Below are 19,602 nucleotides of genomic sequence, written 5' to 3' on the forward strand. Positions count from 1 at the left end.
AAGATGAGCACGCATACTTCAGACATTTTTCAGACACCGACTGAACTAAAACGAGAGCAGTTGAGCTTTTGCCCAACCACTGCCAAAGCTTTACAGGAATGGGTTGCAGGAATTTCAATTCTACAACTGGGGAATTCATCCAAATCCCTGTTTAATGCCCTATTGGAAGTTTCTGAGCTGAAATGTACAGAAACCCAGCGCTTTGACCTGATTCAGATTTTACATCCAACTCTTGAAAATGTTCTGACCAGCCTGGAAAAGCATTTCGTCAACCAGGGACTGATCACATCGGATCGTAATGACCAGATTATTGAGCTGGCCATGCTGCTGCGCAGTCATTTTGCCAAAATTTATATCGATATCGTTAAGCGCTGTAATCATCAGCTGACGCATCAGAAGTTTTCGCTGTTCTCTCTGGGTAAAAAGAAAAGCATTCAAACTGCCCGGATGGTTTCGATTTATTATGCACTGCAGCAACTTACACTTCTGTTATATCAACAGCATATGCTTTATAGCACGCCAGGACTGGGACAATGGCTGGCCGCTCACCAACTGCTTGAATGTGCCATAGATAATAATTTCTATCAAACCAATATCAATCAGGTATTGGGCACCCAGCATGAGATCCAGAATATTGCACATGCCTATTCACAACTGATTTTACTGGATATTTTCAATACTCATCAAATCCGGCCTGCAGAAATCCAGGGGCTGTATTTGTGTAGTTTTGACTGGGCCAAACTGGTACAGATACTGCCGAAGGAAACCACATTATCCCGTTATGTGGTTGATGCCAGCAAAGACCATCCGCCGATCTTTAATTCCCATCAGGAAGCCCAGTTTCAGCCAAGCTTCTATATTTCCACCCAAAATCTGATGGATCATTTAACCGGCACCCAAAGCAAAAATGCCCAGTATCTGTCACGTAATGAAAAACTGTTTCTGACCCCTGCTCTGCATTTTCATATCTATAATCTGCTTTCCAATAATGTCGAACGCCGTCATGAACGTTATGAGTATTCAGCCCAGATCAACATCTGCTTTGGCTTAACGGTAGCGCATTTTTACCTGTCTAAAGGCAAAAATTTTAACGAAACACTCGAACTTGGTGCCAATTACAATTTCCAGAGCGAAAGTAGTTTTGTCAGCTCGTTGGAAAATTCCATTCCAAGTGGTTTTAGCAGTATTAAGGCGCTCGATCGTGAAACCAAACAGATCCATAGTGCTGAAGTTCTGGATATTAGTGTCAATGGTTACCGGATTAAATGGACCGACGTTACCCCTGCCAACCTGAAAACCGGTGAATTCATCCTGGTTCAGGAAAAAACCCAGAGCCAGTGGCGTGGCGGTGTGATTCGCTGGATCAAGCAGTCAACGGATAAAAGCCTGGAAATTGGCCTGGAAATTCTGGCACAAGAGCTCTTCCCTTGTGCTGCCTATACCCGTACCGAACGCCATCATGTCAATTATCAACCGGCACTCCTGGTGAAAATGACGCAACTAGATGAGGTTTCGACCAGTCTTATTGTTTCTGGCTCACAGATGTTTAGGGAAAAACAAACCATTCATTTACGTCTCGGTCAGGAAGAAATCAAAATCTATCTGACCAAAGCACAACTGATTACACAAAGTTTCATCCGTTTCGATTATGAATTACTCAATGATCAGGAAGAAGAAATGATCGAAAACTTTATCGATCAGCATATGAATGAAAGCAGAAATCATGATTTATGGGAAGCATTGAAGTGAGAAATCCATTATTGTCTAAAAAGTTAAAACGTACTGAAACACGTTTACTCATTATTGATGATAATCAAATTAGATATAACCAAATCTGTGATCTTCTGACGAATAATGATTATCAGGTCAATGCTGTTCTGCTAGATGACCTGAAATCTTTTGAAAAGCAGTTAAATTTCAACTGGGATCTGATTATTTTTGGCCGTGCATATGACCTTAAATATGAACAGGCCTTAAGTCTGGTGCGTCTTTCGCAGCAACCCAATCTGCCGATGATTTTGCTTAAACCAGATGATTACCGCGCTGAACAATATGCACAATATATCCATAAAGGGATCTATGACATTCTCAATTTCGATTACCTGGAACGCTTTTATGTGGGACTGGTTCGAGCATTGTCATTCAGCCGTTTATCGCAGACCCAGCAATATTTAATGAATGAACTGGAAACGGCACAGATTCAGGCACAATCTTTAGTAGATGACAGCAACCGGGCTGTCGCAACCATTCAGGAAGGGATTCATATTCAAGCCAATGCAGACTACCTGAAACTGTTTGGCCTGCAAAATGAAGATGAAATTATTGGGTTACCACTTCTGGATCTTCTTCAGCCTTCAGACTTAAATGATTTCAAAACACGTTTCAAAAAGATTTCTCAAGGTCAGTTTGATTTAGGTCGGGTCGAAATCCAATCCCTTAATCCGCAGGTATCAGCATCGGGTCCTTTAAAACTGGAATTCTTGCCCTCAACCTCTGAAGAAGATGCAGTGCAAATTAGCATTGATACCCAGTCGCAAGCCGTTACTACCGAGAAGACTGCAGGAAAACCAAGCACCTTCCAGTTACTTAAGCGCGAACTGAACAAGCAGTCTGCACCTGCTAATGCCTTGGTCACTTTCTCCTTCGGTGCTTATGACCCGGAACTTCTGCAATCTGACTGGACCACTTTTAGTGGGTACTTTAATACAGTCAAAGAGTTCCTCATGGAGCAGACCCGACTTCCACTATTTAAACTCGAATATGACGTCATTGTTGGTTTGTTCCAGGCAGATTCTAAAGCAATTCTTGAATCCAAACTGATCAGTTTAAATGCCTTAAGCAAGCCACAACTCATTACAGTAGGACAAAAGTCATTCCCTCTGAATTTACGCTTGGGCTATGTCATGCTTGAACAGGGATTGCAGGATGAAATACATTGCAATACATTGATTGCACAAGCATTCTCTACTCCATTACCTCAAGCAGAAGTGGCGTCTGAATTTAAACTCGACATTCCACCTTCATCGAGCACTCCAAGCTCTTTAGATATGCCGAGTATAGACTTCAGTGTTGCTGACAAACCAGTTGCCAGCCCAACAGTTGCGACGATCAGTCCAGCAGTCACCTCTCTTCCGAGCACCACACCTTCTATTTTAAAAACTTTAAGTGAATGTCTGGAACGTGGTGAAATTCATCTGAAATATCAACAGCTTTATGATAAAGAAGATACTGATCTGTACATGTATGAAGTGACCAGCGGCTTTATCTTTGAAAATAAATGGCAGGATATTTCCAATCTTGTAGAACTTCGTGAAGATGATGAGCTGTCCATTAAACTGGACCGCTGGATTCTGGTAGAATCCAGTAAGCAGCTACATAACTTTATTGTTCAGTATCCAGATGCCCGTTTAATCGTGAACTTAAACCGTGCTGTACTGTTTAAAGACCGTACTTTCCCTGAGTTTATTTCCAAACTGATTACGATCATCCGCAGTAAGCAGCAGCATCCGCTCACCCTACAGTTTTCTGAAGAAGATATCTTGATGAACCAGCAGGATGCCCAGAAATACCTGAGAAATTTACGCGAGCATGGCGCACGAATTTCACTGCGTGACTTTGGTCATTCTATGTATAGCGAAACTTTATTGCGCGAATTCGATATCAATGCCCTGTCCTTGCACACCGAATTGACCCAGATGCTCAACAGTGACACTGGCATTGAGCAACTGCAAGAAAAAATCACCGGCTATAATGATATTAAGCCAGTTAATATCGTGATTCGTGAACTAAATGACATGACTTTGTTTGCCAATGCCTGGAATGTGGATGCCCGCTTTATTGAGGGTAATTATTTCCAGAAAAAACTGGATCATTTAATAGATGTACAAGAGCATTAACTACTTCTCCACACCTGAAATTCAGAAAATGAGCTTATAGTTTTCTGAATTTCAGGCACAAAAAAACGGGCTTGAAGCCCGTTTTTTTCATTTTGGGTATTAACGTTTAACAGAACGTGACATACCAGCAAAACGTTGTTTGAACTTGTCGATACGACCGCCAGTGTCAACATTCTTTTGCTTACCAGTATAGAATGGGTGGCAAGCTGAACATACGTCTAGATAAAGAGTTTCTTTACCAAGAGCTGAACGAGTTTCGATTACGTTACCACATGAACAAGTAGCAACTAAAGTATCATATTTTGGGTGAATATCGGCGCGCATCGTCGATTACTCCATTAGGTTCAAGAAGGTTTAGCTGTCATCGCTATTGATCACTCTCAACTGAGGAAGCAGGAACAATGTTCATGCAGATCAACACCACAACAGACCATTCTTTTGGCCCACCGAGACGGATACCGTCAGAGCTAAGCACAACAAGTGGGCATTATTATACGTGAAACGAATGCAATATGCGAATTATTCTTCTGCTTCTGCTGCTAATTCTGATTCATCCTCTTTGGCCCACAGATTAGCAATAATTCCGCACACCATTAGCTGAATCTGATGGAAAATCATGATCGGCAAAACAATCATACCTAATGGCTGACCAATAAATAAAATTTGCGCCATCGGCACTCCACTGGCCAGGGTTTTTTTAGAACCACAAAAGAATGCCGTTTTCTGGTCAGCGCGGCTAAAGCCCAGCCAGCGCGGAATATAAAGTGATAGCAGCATTACAATGGTAAGCAATACCGAGCAGGCCAGTAATAGCAATAACAGGGTACCCAGGCTAACCTCATTCCAGAGTCCGGCCACTACAGCACTGCTGAAAGCCCCATAAACCACCAAAAGAATCGAGCCTTGATCGAAAATCTTGACGATTTGTGGCACCTTCATCATGTAAGGATAAATCCAGGGACGCAAGACCTGCCCAAGAACAAACGGCACCAGTAGCAGCAATGTAATCTGGATAATCGAGGTGGTCGGATCAAAATCATGTTCAGATTGGCCAAGAATAAAAAATGCTACCAGGACCGGAGTAATAAACATACCAATGAGATTGGAAAAAGAGGCACTACACACAGCCCCGGCGACGTTACCATGTGCCACTGAGGTAAAGGCAATCGAAGACTGCACCGTAGAGGGCAAGAAACACATAAACAGGAAGCCCCAATACAGCTCCTGCCCGAGCATCGGCAATAAAATTGGCTTGGCTAAAAGTCCTAAGATTGGAAACATGACGAAAGTCAGTGCAAACACTAAAGTATGTAATCTCCAGTGCATAATGCCTTCTACAACTGCCTCGCGAGATAATTTGGCACCATGCAAAAAAAACAGGATGGCAATGGCTCCTGTTGTTATCCAGCCAAAGACTTCAGCCGCTTGCCCCGAAACGGGCAATACACTGGCCAGCAAGACCATCACAAATAACAGTATCGTAAAACGATCCAATGCCAAGAATTTAAGCATATCCCTTTAATCCCTCAAATTTTAGATTTTATTGTTTGATATAAAAATGCCCGGCTATCTTAACAGATGCCGGGCTGATACTACGCATTCAGCTTGATGTAATATTTTCATCTATACATGAATATGTTTCATATATTTCACCACACCACGCTTAGTTGTTACGTGCATCCTGATCCTGCTGGATCAGCTCGATTTTATAACCGTCTGGATCTTCTACAAATGCAATCACAGTCACGCCACCTTTCATCGGGCCGGCTTCACGTACGACGTTACCGCCACGCGCTTTAATTTCTTCACATGCCTTGTAAGCATCATCAACTGCAATCGCAATATGACCATAGCCATTGCCCAGCTCATAGTGGTCTGTATCCCAGTTATGCGTCAGCTCCAGCACAGTATGATTTTCTTCATCGCCATAACCGACAAAAGCCAGGGTAAAACGACCTTCTTCGTAATCACGCTTACGAAGCAGAGTCATGCCAAGTACTTCAGTATAGAACTTGAGAGACTGTTCTAAATTGCCTACACGTAACATGGTATGCAGCATGCGCATATTAATCATCCTTTTGTACAGATTGTTGTTGGTGTTCACCGAGCAATTTTGCAACCCAGACTACCAGAATCAGAATGGGGATCCCGATTAGAGTAGTCATCAGGAAGAAATTCGGATAACCGATATGGGTGACTATAGTACCCGAATATCCACCTAAAATCTTAGGCGTCAGGGTCATGAGAGAGCTAAAAATCGCATATTGAACAGCGGTAAATGACACACTGGTCAAGCTCGACAAGAACGCAATAAATGCAGCACCTGCAAGCCCGGCGGCCAGGTTATCGACAATAATGGCAAAATAAAGCCACTTGTCGCTATAAGGTTTAATTACCTTACCACTGACCTCGACTGTATCTGAACTGTTGTTATCTACCAATGCTAAAGGTTGGATATCAATATCCAGATTCGGGGTATGGGTCAACTGTTCATTGACCTGATAAACATGGGTTGTTTGTTGCAGTGCCTGACCATCTTGCATCAAGACTGCACTGATAATATGTGCGGGTGACTGGATCAGTTGCTGTGCTGGAATCGCGGCAGTAAATATGCCCTCACTTTCCAGTTTCGCATCAATATTCTGGTCGTTAATCTGCAACACGATCTTTTGATTTTCTGGCAGTGCTTTACCGACATACTGGCCACGCACCACAATGGTCTTGTCCTGTTCAGCAGCTGTAAGCGTATTATCACTCGTAATCGGCAGGATCTGTAACTGGGTGCTGCCCGGTTTTTCAGTTAAATACGGCATACTGACTTGTACCGGGGCCTGATCAGTAACATCTCCATCCAGATAAGCAGCCGATACTTGTAACTGCTTGCTTTGCGCCAGCACGGCACTCGGTAGCTCCAGCTTCCAGTAACCAACTTCATCTGTATCTGCCTGATAAACCTGATTAGCCACCCTAACTTCAACAGCGGCCAGTTGTTCACCTGACTTGACCAGCCCAATAAAAATGAGATTGGTCAAACAGGCCAGTAGAGCACCGACAAACATCAGTTTCATGATATTCATTTTCTGGGCCAACAACCCACCCAGAAATCCACCGATCAAAGAGAAAATAACGCCATAAACTTTGACCGCCTCAGCGATTTGCTCTTTACTGAAATTCAGGTCCTGATAAAAGACATTGGAAATCACCCCGGCAATAATATCGGAAACCCGATAAAAACCAATCAGCAATAACAGCACCAAAGCCAACTTCAAACCATACCGTTTAAAGAAATCGGCAACCGGATCAACCCAGGTTTCATAGGCCATCTGCTTGTTGACTGCACCCATTTTTACCAGGCTGGTGCCAACGGCAAAGGCTACTGCACCCGAGCCAATAAAACGTAAAGCTTCAAAACAGAACAAGGCAAAGGTATCTTGAATGGCAAACTGTTCCGTGACGCTGGCCACCAGATTGCCCGAATAGACATAGCTCAGTACAAAACTGATGACCGCAACAAAAAACACTGCGACCAGACGAAAATAGTCACTGCGTACATAGTGCTTGCGTACCCGGTTAACCTGTGGTTCCCGGATGGACAGTGTGGTGACAATACCCACCATCATGACCGCAGCCATCGCCATATAGGTCCATTTCCAGGCATCATAAATATAGTTGCCTTTCGCTGTACCCAGATAGGCAGCCAAAAATAATGCCCCGGCACCCGCAACAATCATCCCGATCCGGTAACCGGCATTATAGGTGGCGGCTAGCACAGTCTGCATCTGGGTTTCTGCCAGCTCGATCCGGTAAGCATCAATCACAATATCCTGCGTTGCTGCGGAAAAGCCGAGCAACACTGCCCCCAGTGCCATTTGCTGTAAATGGGTCGTTCCTAGCGCAGGATCAGAAAATGCCATAATCAGAATAGCACAGACAATCAGAATCTGGGCGATCAGCAACCAGGCACGACGGCGTCCCAGGGCCTTGGTCAAAAAGGGCACTGGCAGTTCATCAATGAGCGGAGCCCAGACAAATTTAAAAGAATAGCCCAATGCCGCCCAGCTAAAGAAAGTTACAGCACTTTTGCTGATTCCGGCCTCACCTAACCATAAAGACAGACTGGAAAAAATCAGAAGAATCGGCACACCAGCCGAAAATCCCAAGAACAGCATAATCAAGGCACGTCGATCTAAAAATGCTGTAAATGCGGATTTCCAACCCGTCGTTTGTGTTGTCATTGCTTTATTATTTTCCGCAGAAAAACCAATTGCTGCTATTCAATCCTGTAATAGCGTATCTTTCAACAAGATTTATATATTTATCACATTTCCGGTTTTTTATTTTCTGGGAAAAGCGACATGTTGGCTTGAATTTTTCAAGTAAATCTGTATACCTTAACTCTCATCAACGTAATATTTCGTTTTGGATTTTCAACAGTGACCCAGAGACTCGATCAAATTAATTCTTCTATCGCCAGCAACAATACGACAACACCAGAAAATATCCGCTCAGATTTACTCATCTCGGCATTTGAACAAAGTGAAATTCAAAACACCCTTGAACATACCCGCTTAAAATCAATACAACTGACACATATTCCTAATCTAGAAAAAATTCCTGCGTCTACCAAACGGATCAAGCCCCTGAATAATTTTCTGGGCCAAGATCGGGCACGTGCTTCAGTCGAGGCCGGGATTGCCCTGCCTTATTCCGGTTATAACATTTTTGCCGTCGGTACAGCAGGTCTTGGTAAACGCACCATGGTGAAACGTTTGCTACAGCAGCATGCCAAAACCATGGATACTCCTAATGACTGGGTCTATGTCAATAACTTTCAAAACCAGCGTCAGCCGCTTGCACTGGAACTACCCCCTGGGCAGGCACCAAAATTTCAGGCGATGTTAAATCAAAGCTGGCAAACCATCCTGAAACAGCTTGAGCGCCGTTTTACTGCTGAAAGCTATCACAACCGCATTGAAATGATTCGCCAGGAAACCGGGGATGAACAACAACAGGCACTGATTGAACTCACCAAAGAAGGTGCAGAACTGGATCTGAAGCTGATCTCGCGACACGATGAGCACTGTTTTGTACCTGTGCATTTGATCGATGACAAATTGCAGGAAATGTCTCAGGAAGATCTAAACGCATTAAGCAACAAAGATCGTGCCGAACTCGCTTCCAACATGCGCTATATGGATAAAAAGCTGGAACGTCTAGGGCTACATCTGGGTGATCTGGAAGATGATGCACGCGATCGCGTACAGGTGCTAAATCGTGATATTGCCAAGCAGGTGGTTCTGCCGCGAGTAGAACAGATTCTGGCAAAATTCAAACATGTGGAAGGTCTGGAAAATTACCTGAAATATTATGCTGAAGATATTATTAACAATGTCGAAATTGTGCTGGAACAGGAAGAAGACGATTTCACTCCGGCACTGTTCAGTCGCGTTCCGGCACGTTATCAGGCCAATGTGATTATCACACACAAGCCGAACAGTGGTGCGCCGGTGATCTTTGAAGATTTTCCAACCCATTACAACTTGCTGGGTCATGTAGAACAGCTGACCCAAAATGGCACGATCACGACTGACTTTACCCTGATTCGTCCAGGCAGTTTGCATAAGGCCAATGGCGGCTTCCTGATGCTGGAAGCAGAACAACTACTGGAACAACCTTATGCATGGCAAGGTTTGAAACGCGCGCTTAAATCCGGGCATTTAAAACTGTCTTCACTTGAGCATATGATCACGCTGACCGGCAGTATTTCGATCGAACCTGCATCGATTCCTTTAAACATCAAGGTGATCTTGCTGGCGGAGCCTGAAATTTATTATGAAATTTTAGAGCTTGAACCTGAACTGGGCAGCATCTTTAAAATCCGTGCTGACTTTACCGATACATTACAACGTAATGACGACAACGAGCAGGCCTATATGCAACTGATTGCCGACTATGTGCAATCCGATAAATTATTGCCTTTTGACCGTTCTGCTCTGGCCGCATTGCTTACAGATTCCAGCCGTCAAGCCGAAGATCAAAGTTCATTGTCATTACATGCCCTGACACTGGGTGATCTGATCCGTGAAGCACATCATCATGCTTTCAAGGCAGGTGACAAGATGGTTTCAGAAAAACACATCAATACCGCACTGGATCACCGCAAATATCGTCTCGGCTATTTACGTGAACTATACTGGCAGGATCTGACCCGTGGTACCCAACTGATTGAAACCCGTGGCCATCGTCTGGGACAGATTAATGCCCTGTCGGTGATTCATTATGCTGATGTTGAATTTGGTCTGCCTTCACGTCTGACGGCTTCGGTTTATCAGGGTGGCGGTGATATTCTGGATATCGAACGCAGTGTAGAACTCGGTGGATCTCTGCATGCCAAAGGTGTGTTACTGATGGCGTCTTTCCTGAAAGCACATTTCGGTCGTGAACAGACCTTGCACTTCTCTGCCGCATTGGCCTTCGAGCAAAGTTATGGTCAGGTTGATGGTGACAGTGCCACAGTGGCAGAACTTTCAGCTCTACTTTCAGCCATCAGCCAGTTACCAATTGATCAGTCCTGGGCCATTACCGGCTCTATGAACCAACTAGGTCAAGTACAGCCGGTAGGTGGCGTAAATGCCAAAATTGAAGGTTTCTTCGATGCCTGCAAGTTACAAGGCCTGACCGGTAAACAAGGTGTAATTATTCCGCGACAAAATATGCAGCATCTGATGCTGCGTAAAGATGTCACCCTTGCCGTGGAAGAAGGTCAGTTCCATATTCATGCAATTGATACCATTGATCAGGCATTAGAAATCCTGATGGCTCGACCAGTGGGTACGCTGGATAAAAAAGGACGTTATAGCAAAAATTCAATCTATGCCGCAGTGATGGCACAGCTGGATTATTGGCAAGCGATTGAAGATGGTGCTGAACTGGTTGAAGTACCAAAGAAAAAGAAAAAAAAGAAGAAGAAAAAGCAAAAAGATAAAGCACCTGTACAAGAGGTCCAGGCCGATTCAGAGGTCCTCGCTGCTACCTTGGCCGCTGAATCAAAAGAACTTGAAAAGACTAAGGAACAGCCAGAAGACTGATTTTGTTCTGCTTGCATTTCTCACTCATAAAAAAAGCGCTTCTGATATGAAGCGCTTTTTTTATTTCTTGGACTTAATTTAAATCTAAATTAAGCTTCAGGTGCCGGGCTGTACTGTTCAACCAAAGGCTTTAACTCACCTTTCTGGAACATGTCGAGCATGATATCACTACCACCGATCAATTCACCATTGATCCAAAGCTGTGGAAACGTCGGCCAGTTGGCGATTTGCGGTAACATCGCACGAATGTCCGGGTTTTCCAGAATGTTTACATAAGCAAACGGACGACCAATCTGACTGAGTGCTTCTACTGCACGAGCAGAAAAACCACATTGTGGAAATTGCGGTGTGCCTTTCATGTAAAGAAGTACTGCATGTTTTGCAATTTGGTCACGAATTAACGCTTCGGTATCGCGTGCTTGTTCAGTCATTGATAAATCCTCAACTCATCTGTCTCGCATTATACCCAAATCCAAGCAAAACAGTATGTCTAAAGATATATTTCCAATTTTATTTACAATTGCCCTTTAAATCTGAGCGAGTTTTTGCTTATATAAGTTTTTCTTTCCACCTAACAGTTAAGAGTTAGTCATGAATAATATTACCCTCGCACCGGTACAACCTGATCAACCGTCTCACTTGATGCCCGTTTTTGGCCGTCAACCGATCAGCTTTGTCCGAGGACGGGGTGCATATCTTTATACTGAAGATGGTACAGAGTATTTTGATGCCTTAACCGGAATTGCAGTATGTGGTTTAGGTCATGCGCATCCTGTGCTTGCCGAAGCGATTGCCGACCAGGCAGCGACCCTAATTCATACCAGTAACCTGTTTGAAGTGCCTTGGCAAACCGCCGCTGCACAAAAACTGGCTGAAGTAGCGGGGATGGAAGAAATATTTTTCTCGAACAGCGGTGCAGAATCCAATGAAGGTGCAATCAAGATTGCGCGTAAATTTGGTCATATGCAAGGTATCGCTTCTCCAAAAATTATTGTAGCGGATCGTTCTTTCCATGGCCGTACTCTAGCCACCCTGTCTGCCACAGGTAATAAAAAAGTTCAGGATGGCTTTGGTCCGCTAGTTGAAGGTTTTATTCGTGTACCTTTTGGTGATATCGAAGCGATTGAAGAAGCTGCAATCAACCATCCGGATATCGTAGCCATTTTGATTGAACCGATTCAGGGCGAAGGCGGTGTTAATACCGCACCTCAAGGTTTCAGCTATCTGGAAGAGATTCGTCACATCTGTAACCAGCACAACTGGCTAATGATGCTGGACGAAGTTCAAACCGGTAATGGTCGTACCGGTAAATACTTTGCTTATCAGCATACCAATATTGTTCCGGATGTACTTACCACTGCTAAAGGCTTAGGTAACGGTTTCCCGATTGGTGCAGTCATGACCCAAGGTCGTGGTGTTGGTGTACTAACTGCAGGAAATCACGGTTCAACTTATAGCGGTACAGCACTGGGTTCGCGTGTGGTCTATACCATTATCGACATCATGCAAAAAGAAAATATCGTGGCCAATGCTGCTGAAAAAGGTGCCTATATTGTTGAGCAATTGCGTAGCCAGCTTGCAGATCACCAAGTAACTGTACGCGGTTTTGGTCTGATGATCGGGATTGAATTGCCTAAAGACTGTGGAGACCTAGTTAATATTGCACGCGATGAATACAAGATGATTATCAATGTCACCGCAGGCAATGTCGTTCGCCTGTTGCCTACCCTGAACATTACCCAAGAACAGGCGGATCAGCTGATTGAACGTCTGGTCACAATGATTAAAGCTTATTTGGCTTAATACACCAGCCTGAAATTAAAAAAGCCGCTTTAAAGCGGCTTTTTTATTATTCTGCATTCTATGAGGCATTTTGTAACATACGTCCACCAGAAATCTGGCCAAAATATTGTTTCAAGGTTTCAAGGCAACGAAGAATTTTTGTAGGTTGTTGTTCACGTTTCGGCATGACTGCATAAAGGGTAATCTGAGGAAGTCTCCATTCAGGCAAAACTTCAACCAAGGTACCATTCAGCAAGTCTTTCTTAGCATCAAGATATAGAATTTTAGCAATACCATTCCCCTGCAAGCACATTGCTTTTGCGACCAGACCATTATTGGTACTGAAACGGGATTTCAATTCAAACTCTGCTTTTTCCGCGGTATTGACATGCTGAAAATGGAAATACTGGTGGTTTTTGATATGCGTTAAAGGCATCACGTCATGATTTTGCAGATCCTCAGGTCGTGAAATAATCGTACTCTGATTAATATAACTTGGTGCAGCCACCAGAATCTGCTCAATCTGCATCAATGGCACAACCTCAAGGTTATGCTCATCGATTTTTTGTTCGAATCTCAGGGCGATATCAATACGTCCTTCTAACAAATCAACCTCATGATTGTTTGTTTCCAGATGTACTGCCAGGCCACGATGTGCGGATATCCAGTGAGAAAGTGCAGGAATCACATGATTTGCACACAGTTCTGGTAAAGATACAATGCGCAGTTCACCCACAAGATCATCACGTAACTCATTGATCCGGACTTTACCACGTTCAGCAGCAGATAACATTTCTTGACAGCTATGAAAAAAAGCTTGTCCCGCTTCGGTCAGACTTAATTTTCTCGTCGAACGATTTAAAAGTATGACTTCCATATCTTGTTCTAATGAGCGAATCTGTTGACTAACGGCGCTGGTCGTAATTCCTAATTCACGGGCAGCACCGCTAAACGAGTTTTTCTCCACAACACAAGCAAAGACACCCATTGCTCGAAGCTGATCTAACATAAATTTCCCTCTAAACTTATGAGGCGCTCCATCATTTGATAAAAGCAACTTATTGTATTATACGGTGAAATTTTCAGTTTGCATTATTTTTTTAATTGTTTGGCAGCACTGTAGCTGGATTAATAGGTTTGCCGTCTAAGCGCACCTGAAACTCAAGCATGTTCCGGGTGGTCCCTGTCGATCCCATTTCTGCAATTTTTTGACCTGCAGTTACATTTTGACCGCTTTTCACATTCATTTTACTATTATGTGCATAAGCTGTGATATAGCCATTGACATGCTTGATCAAAACCAGATTACCATACTCTTTCAGGCCGTCTGCAGCATAAACCACCTGCCCGTCTGCTGCTGCAAATACCGGATCACCGACATTGCCAGCATAGCGAATGCCCTTGATATTAGAAGCCAGATTATACGGTTGTAGAATCGCCCCATTAGACGGTTTTACCCAACGCAGGCCTGCTGCGGTAGATACAGGTGTTACCGGCGCAGCTGTACTGACACGTGGTGTCGTCTGTACTGTCGTTGCGGGCGCGACTGGTGCTGGTGCAGGCACTGCAATTGTTTGGCGCTGGATTGGCGCTGCCTGTGTCACTGCCTGTGTACTAGTACTACGGCGTGCAGTATTATTTTTCAGACGAATCGACTGTCCCACATAAATCCGGTAAGGTGCACTGATGTCATTCATCTCGGCAACACTGATATAGTTCAACCCATAACGTGCTGCAATACCACTCAATGTATCTCCTGAACGCACCGTATAGAAATCAGGAGCCGTTGCATAGCGTGTCGCATTATTCACCTGAGGTTTGGTGGCACAACCGGTAATTATTCCTGTAGAAATAACAACAGTCGATAAAACCAGGGTTTTAATCAGGGCGGCAGGTGAAGCTACGACACATTTCGGTAACACCAAGAACATTATCTTCCTCTCTAATGCTATACGGTTGCAAAATTTCGTTAAGATTAGCAAAGTTTTACGGCAATATACTTGTAATCGCGAGTTTTTCACAAAGTTATAACACTAAGGATGCATTTTCTGCTAATTGTGTTTGCAAATTCCGCAAACTCTCATAATTGGTGGCATCCATCTGGATGGGGGTAATACTGACATAGCCATTGGCTACTGCAGAGAAGTCTGAATCAATCTCGCTATATCCTGGTTTAGGTTCTGCGACTGCTTCTCCGGAGAGTCCAATCCAGTACACTTGGCGACCGCGCGGATCCACATGATTCATCACCGGTTTAGACTGACGGCGACGACTTTGATAAGTGACCTTTTCGCCCTGTAATTCAGCCACATCTGGAATATTAATATTAAAAATATGACGCTCAGGCAGAACAGGCAAACCGCGAGCAATAAAATCATGTACCCATTCGGCGGCCAGCTGATAATCCTGCGTATATTGATAGCTGCGTACATTCGGCCCACTCAATGATACGGCAATCGCAGGGTTTTTACTTAAACGGCCTTCAAAAGCTGCACCGACCGTACCAGAGTACAATACATCATCGCCCAGATTCGCACCGCTATTAATTCCACTGACCACCAGGTCAAACTCAAAATCAAACAGGCCGTTCATTGCCAAGTAGACACAATCTGCCGGTGTGCCATTGACAGCCCAGACATCTGGGGAAATCTGGATGGGGCGTAGAGGGCGATCCAGAGTTAAAGCACTGGAAAATCCGCTGCGTTCACTTTCGGGTGCCACAATCACTACCCGCCCCAGAGGTTTTAAAGCTTTTGCCAAAGCCTGAATACCGGGTGCCAATACACCGTCATCATTTGAAACTAAAATATTCACTGAAAAAATCTCGTTACTTTAAAAAATGACTAGTTAGGACATTTCATTGTATTAGTACAGGAATTATATATATTTATGGCTCGACATCCATCTTTATAATATGTGGCTCAAGATGATTAAAAAATTCCCTTTATTTGGTGCTTTAACTTTAAGCCTGACAGTATTCATTTCCCCTTCCGTCCTAGCGACCGATCTGACTGTTGAAGAAAACGATACCATCGTCAAAGAAGATATTGCCGCAGCACAGGTCATGACCGAAGTTTGCCCGGCCGTGATTGGTCAAAATGCAAAATTGGACAGTACAATTCAACAATTGATCCAGTCTTATCTTGCAGAATATTCAGATAAAGGCATGAGCTATACCAAGTTGCAGGCTGACAGCGAATATAAATCCTTGCTTGAAGAAGCGCGTCAGGGTGCCAAACAAACTGCAAAGGACGAGCAAAAAACAGTATGTGAAGAGGTCCTAGACTACCAAGGCTAAGTAATTTACTTTTGAGAAATAAGATGATGTGCACATCATCTTATTTCGCTTACAGATTTCTTCACATTTCTACAGCTTCGCTACATTTCCCCACTTTTCAATTGCAAAAATAAGTTTAAGCTAGGCAAATTATTGTTCTAAATCTTTTTTTTGAGTTTTTTAATGAAAAGTCCATTATTTCAGGCTTTGGCCTTCTGTACAGTTTCCGCAGCAACTTTTTTCGGAACTTCCGCCTTCGCAGCCGATGAAAATATTAATGTTACTCCAACCCAGAAAGTGACCAAAGAGGAACTGGCTGCAATTTATGTTCTTTCAGAAATCTGCCCAAGCGTGGTTAAAGACAAGTCACAATTCAATCAAGGCTATAATAAGCTGGTGACAGAATATATGCCGGGTCAAAGCAATCCGGTGGAACGCTTAAATCAGATGGCAAAACAGAAAGATTTCCGCAATATTCTGGCTGAAGCACAAGCAGATGCCAAAAAAGCTGGGAAGCAAAAAAATCAGGTGATTTGTGACGAATTAACCACATATTAAAATTAAGCGATATTTGTGCCGATTACTTACAATACTTTTGAAATTAGACTGGGTTTCCCATAGAAGTCAGCCTAGCTTTGTCCTAAAATGCTAGGCTCTTCGTGCTTACATCAAGATATTGGAACCCACTAGAAATGACCCCAAAAACTGCCCTTGCTGCATTATTATTAATTCCTAGTTTCAGCTTTGCAGCAACTGTCTTATCTGCACCACCAGAATTGAATAATAAATCTTATGTGCTGATGGACTTCGAAACAGGGCAAATTCTCGCATCTAAAAATGAAAATGAAAAATTAGCCCCTGCTTCCATGACCAAGATGATGACCAGCTACATCATCGAGCAGAAACTATTGAGTGGTGAGCTGACTGAAGACGAACAGGTCCGTATGAATGAATCTGCATGGTGCCGCGGTAGCAGTGCGGAATCATGTATGTATGTACCTTTAAACGGTACGGCAACTGCGCTGGAAATGCTGCGCGGAATTATTATCCAGTCTGGTAATGATGCCTCTAAAGCAATGGCCGAACATATTGCAGGGAACGAGGGTACCTTTGCACATATGATGAATCAGGAAGCCAAACGTATTGGCATGACCAATACCAGCTTTATCAATTCAACCGGTATGCCTGCTGAAGGACATTATTCGACTGCCAAAGATATGGCTACATTGGCACAGCACATCATCAAAGACAGTTCAAAGTATTATCCGATTTATGCGGAAAAAGAATTTACTTTTAATGGGATTAAGCAAGGTAATCGTAATGCACTGCTATATACTGACCCAAGTGTAGATGGTTTAAAAACCGGTCATACCAATGAAGCTGGTTATTGTTTGACAACTTCTTCAAAACGTGGCCCTACCCGATTAATTTCAGTAATTTTTGGTGCACCAACTATGCAGGAACGTGCGACTCAGACACGTGAGCTGCTTGCCTGGGGTTATGCCAACTTCGAAACCAAAAATGTTCAGCCTGCCAAACAGGTACTCGCCAAAGCCAAAGTCTGGTTCGGCAAAGAAGATGAAGTCCAGATTGGCCTGGCTGAGAACTTTAATGTGACCATGCCAAAAGGTCAGGCCAACGCAATAAAAACCCAACTGGTGGTACAGCCTAAACTGACTGCACCTTTACAGCCAGGTCAGATAGTAGGTAAATATGTAGCCACTCTAGATGGCAAAGTAATTGCTGAAAAACCACTGGTTGCACTACAGGCAGTTGAAGAAGCAGGCTTCTTTGCACGTATGCTGGATCATATCAAGCAATTCTTTAGCAACCTGTTCTAAGTATTAATTTATAAATACTGTTTCAGACTAAAGCCAAAGCATACATTCCTGGAATGTATGCTTTTTTATTTTATAATGATCATAAATTTTCAGGGTAGTACTGACATGAGCCAAAATATTCGTTCTTATCTGAATACCACTCCGCAAGTGGCAGATTCCTGTTATATTGATCCCATGGCCGTAGTCGTGGGTGATGTAATTTTGGCTGAAAACGTCTCAGTCTGGCCTTTTGCCGTGATTCGTGGAGATGTTAACCATATCCATATTGGCAGAAATTCTAATATACAGGATCATGCCATGCTGCATGTTAGCCATAAGAAAGCCGACCAACCGGAAGGTTCACCCCTGGTTATTGGGGAAAATGTGACAATTGGTCATCACGTAACGCTGCATGGCTGTACCATTGGCAACCGTGTTCTGATCGGGATTAATAGTATTATTCTGGATAATGTGGTAATTCCGGATGATGTCATGATTGGTGCAGGAACTTTAGTACCACCGAATAAAGTTTTGGAAAGCGGCTGGCTCTATGTGGGGAGTCCTGCAAAAAAATTAAGACCTTTAACTGAAAAAGAAATAGCATTCTTGCCCTATTCAGCACAAAATTATGTAAAAGTTTCCCGAAACTATCTTGGATAAATAAAAATATTTATATCTCAATATATTATTTTAATCCTATTAGTTTAATGCTTGTTTAAAAACAAGCATGACTGGAGAATTAAAATATTTATTGCGGTCTATTGTTTCAAAATTAAACCAGCGACAGATGAAGCTTTCGTGCAAGCATGGAAAACACGTACAGAAGGGATTCATCTGGTTCTAGGTTCTTTAGGCTATCGCCTCCACAAAAACAAAAAGACCGGTGATTATATGGGTTATGCTCAATGGCCAAGCAAAACACAGTGGGAAAATGCCGGCTTTAACTATCTCAATTCACAAGAATATTTAAGTATAAGAAATCAGGGGAAGTAATGCGTGAAACCGTTATTTCAAGTATATTAGAATTAATCTCGGCATCATCCAAAATCAAATTCTTAAAATTTACTTGAAATATACCATTTCTCAAAATTGTAATATTAATTTTCAAACAATTTAATAAATTAATATTAATATTATATCTATTAAATACTTACTATGATTAAATTAATTTTATATAAAATTAGATACACATTATTAATATACATCCTATCAAGTATCAGTTAATTTCACCAAATAAGATTATAATTAAATATTATAATCTCAGATAATTTCATAACCGTCATAAGAGATTAATTAAAATGAAAAAATTATCTATTATCATTTTATCTTGCGTAGCATTATCTCCATTTTTTGTAAATTCTGCTTCCGCAAAAAAACCGGTAAACCAATGGACATGTGAGGACTTTCTTGTATTGGATGCTAAGTACCAACCAACTGCTGTTGGCGTAACTATAGCTTTAAATATGAATAATAAAGGTGTAGAAAATCAGATTATTGATACACAAGGTATTGAAAAGGTTACACCTATTATGGTTCAAGAGTGTAAGAAAGATAAAAAACAAAGCTTTAGACAACGTTTGGCTAAAGAATGGGCTAAAATAAAATAAGCCCTTCATCTGTCTTTTTATATAAAAAACAGTAATTAAAACTAATTACTGTTTTTTAGCTCTTTACGATTGATCATTATATTTTTTTCACCAATCATTTTAGGTTAATTAAATCCAGTGATTTAAACCATG

General features: G+C 42.6%; 18 protein-coding genes. 10 read left to right on the forward strand and 8 right to left on the reverse strand.

Features of this window, described 5'->3' with window-relative positions; all coding sequences use genetic code 11:
* Positions 1-3: 3 nt before the first annotated feature.
* A complete protein-coding gene (locus AY605_RS05565; protein ID WP_064095463.1) occupies positions 4-1,749 on the forward strand; it encodes a hypothetical protein in 1,746 nt (581 codons plus the stop codon).
* Positions 1,731-3,896 (forward strand): EAL domain-containing protein, encoded by a 2,166-nt coding sequence (locus tag AY605_RS05570; protein WP_064095464.1) that lies wholly within the window; start codon positions 1,731-1,733, stop codon positions 3,894-3,896. Before AY605_RS05565 ends, AY605_RS05570 begins: the two co-directional genes overlap by 19 nt.
* A 99-nt stretch (positions 3,897-3,995) precedes the next feature.
* Here the strand turns inward: AY605_RS05570 and rpmE are convergent, their stop codons facing one another.
* From rpmE to AY605_RS05585, 4 genes are all read right to left on the reverse strand, one after another.
* Positions 3,996-4,220 carry a 50S ribosomal protein L31 gene (gene rpmE / locus AY605_RS14840; protein ID WP_081406336.1) on the reverse strand — a complete coding sequence of 75 codons (225 nt, stop codon included), beginning with the start codon at positions 4,218-4,220 and terminating at the stop codon, positions 3,996-3,998.
* A gap of 195 nt (positions 4,221-4,415) precedes the next feature.
* Positions 4,416-5,408: a bile acid:sodium symporter family protein gene (locus AY605_RS05575; RefSeq protein WP_064095465.1), complete on the reverse strand. Its 993-nt coding sequence runs from the start codon at positions 5,406-5,408 to the stop codon at positions 4,416-4,418.
* Positions 5,409-5,559: 151 nt separating this feature from the next.
* Positions 5,560-5,961: a lactoylglutathione lyase gene (gene gloA / locus AY605_RS05580; RefSeq protein WP_064095466.1), complete on the reverse strand. Its 402-nt coding sequence runs from the start codon at positions 5,959-5,961 to the stop codon at positions 5,560-5,562.
* Position 5,962: 1 nt separating this feature from the next.
* Entirely contained in the window at positions 5,963-8,131 is a 2,169-nt protein-coding gene (locus AY605_RS05585) for an AmpG family muropeptide MFS transporter (protein WP_064095467.1), read from the reverse strand.
* A 198-nt stretch (positions 8,132-8,329) separates the two neighbouring features.
* On the opposite strand from AY605_RS05585, the gene AY605_RS05590 reads away from it, so the two are divergent.
* Positions 8,330-10,984, forward strand: coding sequence for a Lon protease family protein (locus AY605_RS05590; protein WP_064095468.1), 2,655 nt, complete (start codon positions 8,330-8,332; stop codon positions 10,982-10,984).
* 89 nt (positions 10,985-11,073) lie between these two features.
* Here AY605_RS05590 and grxD read toward each other — a convergent pair whose 3' ends face one another.
* On the reverse strand, positions 11,074-11,415 hold the full coding sequence (grxD, locus tag AY605_RS05595) for a Grx4 family monothiol glutaredoxin (protein WP_064095469.1): 342 nt from the start codon (positions 11,413-11,415) through the stop codon (positions 11,074-11,076).
* 160 nt (positions 11,416-11,575) lie between these two features.
* Here grxD and AY605_RS05600 point away from each other — a divergent pair, with 160 nt between their 5' ends.
* The gene (locus AY605_RS05600) at positions 11,576-12,787 is read left to right on the forward strand and encodes an aspartate aminotransferase family protein (protein WP_064095470.1); all 1,212 of its coding nucleotides are present in this window, start codon (positions 11,576-11,578) and stop codon (positions 12,785-12,787) included.
* A 58-nt stretch (positions 12,788-12,845) separates the two neighbouring features.
* On the opposite strand, the gene AY605_RS05605 is transcribed toward AY605_RS05600, so the two are convergent.
* From AY605_RS05605 to surE, 3 genes are all read right to left on the reverse strand, one after another.
* A complete protein-coding gene (locus tag AY605_RS05605; RefSeq protein ID WP_064095471.1) occupies positions 12,846-13,775 on the reverse strand; it encodes a LysR family transcriptional regulator in 930 nt (309 codons plus the stop codon).
* Between the two features lie 91 nt (positions 13,776-13,866).
* Positions 13,867-14,697 (reverse strand): peptidoglycan DD-metalloendopeptidase family protein, encoded by an 831-nt coding sequence (locus tag AY605_RS05610; RefSeq protein ID WP_064095472.1) that lies wholly within the window; start codon positions 14,695-14,697, stop codon positions 13,867-13,869.
* A 94-nt stretch (positions 14,698-14,791) separates the two neighbouring features.
* Complete coding sequence (surE, locus tag AY605_RS05615) at positions 14,792-15,580, reverse strand: 5'/3'-nucleotidase SurE (RefSeq protein ID WP_064095473.1); 789 nt, start codon at positions 15,578-15,580, stop codon at positions 14,792-14,794.
* A 112-nt stretch (positions 15,581-15,692) separates the two neighbouring features.
* On the opposite strand from surE, the gene AY605_RS05620 reads away from it, so the two are divergent.
* The 6 genes from AY605_RS05620 to hdeA all read left to right on the forward strand — a co-directional run bounded on the left by AY605_RS05620 (position 15,693) and on the right by hdeA (position 19,470).
* Entirely contained in the window at positions 15,693-16,064 is a 372-nt protein-coding gene (locus tag AY605_RS05620) for an MCR_0457 family protein (protein WP_064095474.1), read from the forward strand.
* Between the two features lie 162 nt (positions 16,065-16,226).
* Complete coding sequence (locus AY605_RS05625) at positions 16,227-16,601, forward strand: MCR_0457 family protein (protein ID WP_064095475.1); 375 nt, start codon at positions 16,227-16,229, stop codon at positions 16,599-16,601.
* 134 nt (positions 16,602-16,735) lie between these two features.
* Entirely contained in the window at positions 16,736-17,884 is a 1,149-nt protein-coding gene (gene dacC / locus AY605_RS05630) for a D-alanyl-D-alanine carboxypeptidase PBP5/6 (protein ID WP_064095476.1), read from the forward strand.
* Positions 17,885-17,989: 105 nt separating this feature from the next.
* Positions 17,990-18,523, forward strand: a complete 534-nt coding sequence (locus AY605_RS05635) for a gamma carbonic anhydrase family protein (protein ID WP_064095477.1) — start codon at positions 17,990-17,992, stop codon at positions 18,521-18,523.
* Between the two features lie 51 nt (positions 18,524-18,574).
* The gene (locus AY605_RS05640; protein ID WP_081406337.1) at positions 18,575-18,856 is read left to right on the forward strand and encodes an antibiotic biosynthesis monooxygenase; all 282 of its coding nucleotides are present in this window, start codon (positions 18,575-18,577) and stop codon (positions 18,854-18,856) included.
* Between the two features lie 305 nt (positions 18,857-19,161).
* A complete protein-coding gene (hdeA, locus tag AY605_RS05645) occupies positions 19,162-19,470 on the forward strand; it encodes an acid-activated periplasmic chaperone HdeA (protein ID WP_064095478.1) in 309 nt (102 codons plus the stop codon).
* Positions 19,471-19,602 lie beyond the last annotated feature (132 nt).

This window comes from Acinetobacter sp. SFD (assembly GCF_001647575.1).
GTDB classification, from domain to species: domain Bacteria; phylum Pseudomonadota; class Gammaproteobacteria; order Pseudomonadales; family Moraxellaceae; genus Acinetobacter; species Acinetobacter pecorum.

Bases quoted from the DNA above. Each gene is read 5' to 3' on its own strand.
- AY605_RS05565 (WP_064095463.1), top strand. From the start codon at position 4: ATGAGCACGCATACTTCAGACATTTTTCAGACACCGACTGAACTAAAA.
- AY605_RS05570 (WP_064095464.1), top strand. From the start codon at position 1,731: ATGGGAAGCATTGAAGTGAGAAATCCATTATTGTCTAAAAAGTTAAAA.
- rpmE (WP_081406336.1), bottom strand. From the start codon at position 4,220: ATGCGCGCCGATATTCACCCAAAATATGATACTTTAGTTGCTACTTGT.
- AY605_RS05575 (WP_064095465.1), bottom strand. From the start codon at position 5,408: ATGCTTAAATTCTTGGCATTGGATCGTTTTACGATACTGTTATTTGTG.
- gloA (WP_064095466.1), bottom strand. From the start codon at position 5,961: ATGCGCATGCTGCATACCATGTTACGTGTAGGCAATTTAGAACAGTCT.
- AY605_RS05585 (WP_064095467.1), bottom strand. From the start codon at position 8,131: ATGACAACACAAACGACGGGTTGGAAATCCGCATTTACAGCATTTTTA.
- grxD (WP_064095469.1), bottom strand. From the start codon at position 11,415: ATGACTGAACAAGCACGCGATACCGAAGCGTTAATTCGTGACCAAATT.
- AY605_RS05600 (WP_064095470.1), top strand. From the start codon at position 11,576: ATGAATAATATTACCCTCGCACCGGTACAACCTGATCAACCGTCTCAC.
- AY605_RS05605 (WP_064095471.1), bottom strand. From the start codon at position 13,775: ATGTTAGATCAGCTTCGAGCAATGGGTGTCTTTGCTTGTGTTGTGGAG.
- AY605_RS05610 (WP_064095472.1), bottom strand. From the start codon at position 14,697: ATGTTCTTGGTGTTACCGAAATGTGTCGTAGCTTCACCTGCCGCCCTG.
- AY605_RS05620 (WP_064095474.1), top strand. From the start codon at position 15,693: ATGATTAAAAAATTCCCTTTATTTGGTGCTTTAACTTTAAGCCTGACA.
- AY605_RS05625 (WP_064095475.1), top strand. From the start codon at position 16,227: ATGAAAAGTCCATTATTTCAGGCTTTGGCCTTCTGTACAGTTTCCGCA.
- dacC (WP_064095476.1), top strand. From the start codon at position 16,736: ATGACCCCAAAAACTGCCCTTGCTGCATTATTATTAATTCCTAGTTTC.
- AY605_RS05635 (WP_064095477.1), top strand. From the start codon at position 17,990: ATGAGCCAAAATATTCGTTCTTATCTGAATACCACTCCGCAAGTGGCA.
- hdeA (WP_064095478.1), top strand. From the start codon at position 19,162: ATGAAAAAATTATCTATTATCATTTTATCTTGCGTAGCATTATCTCCA.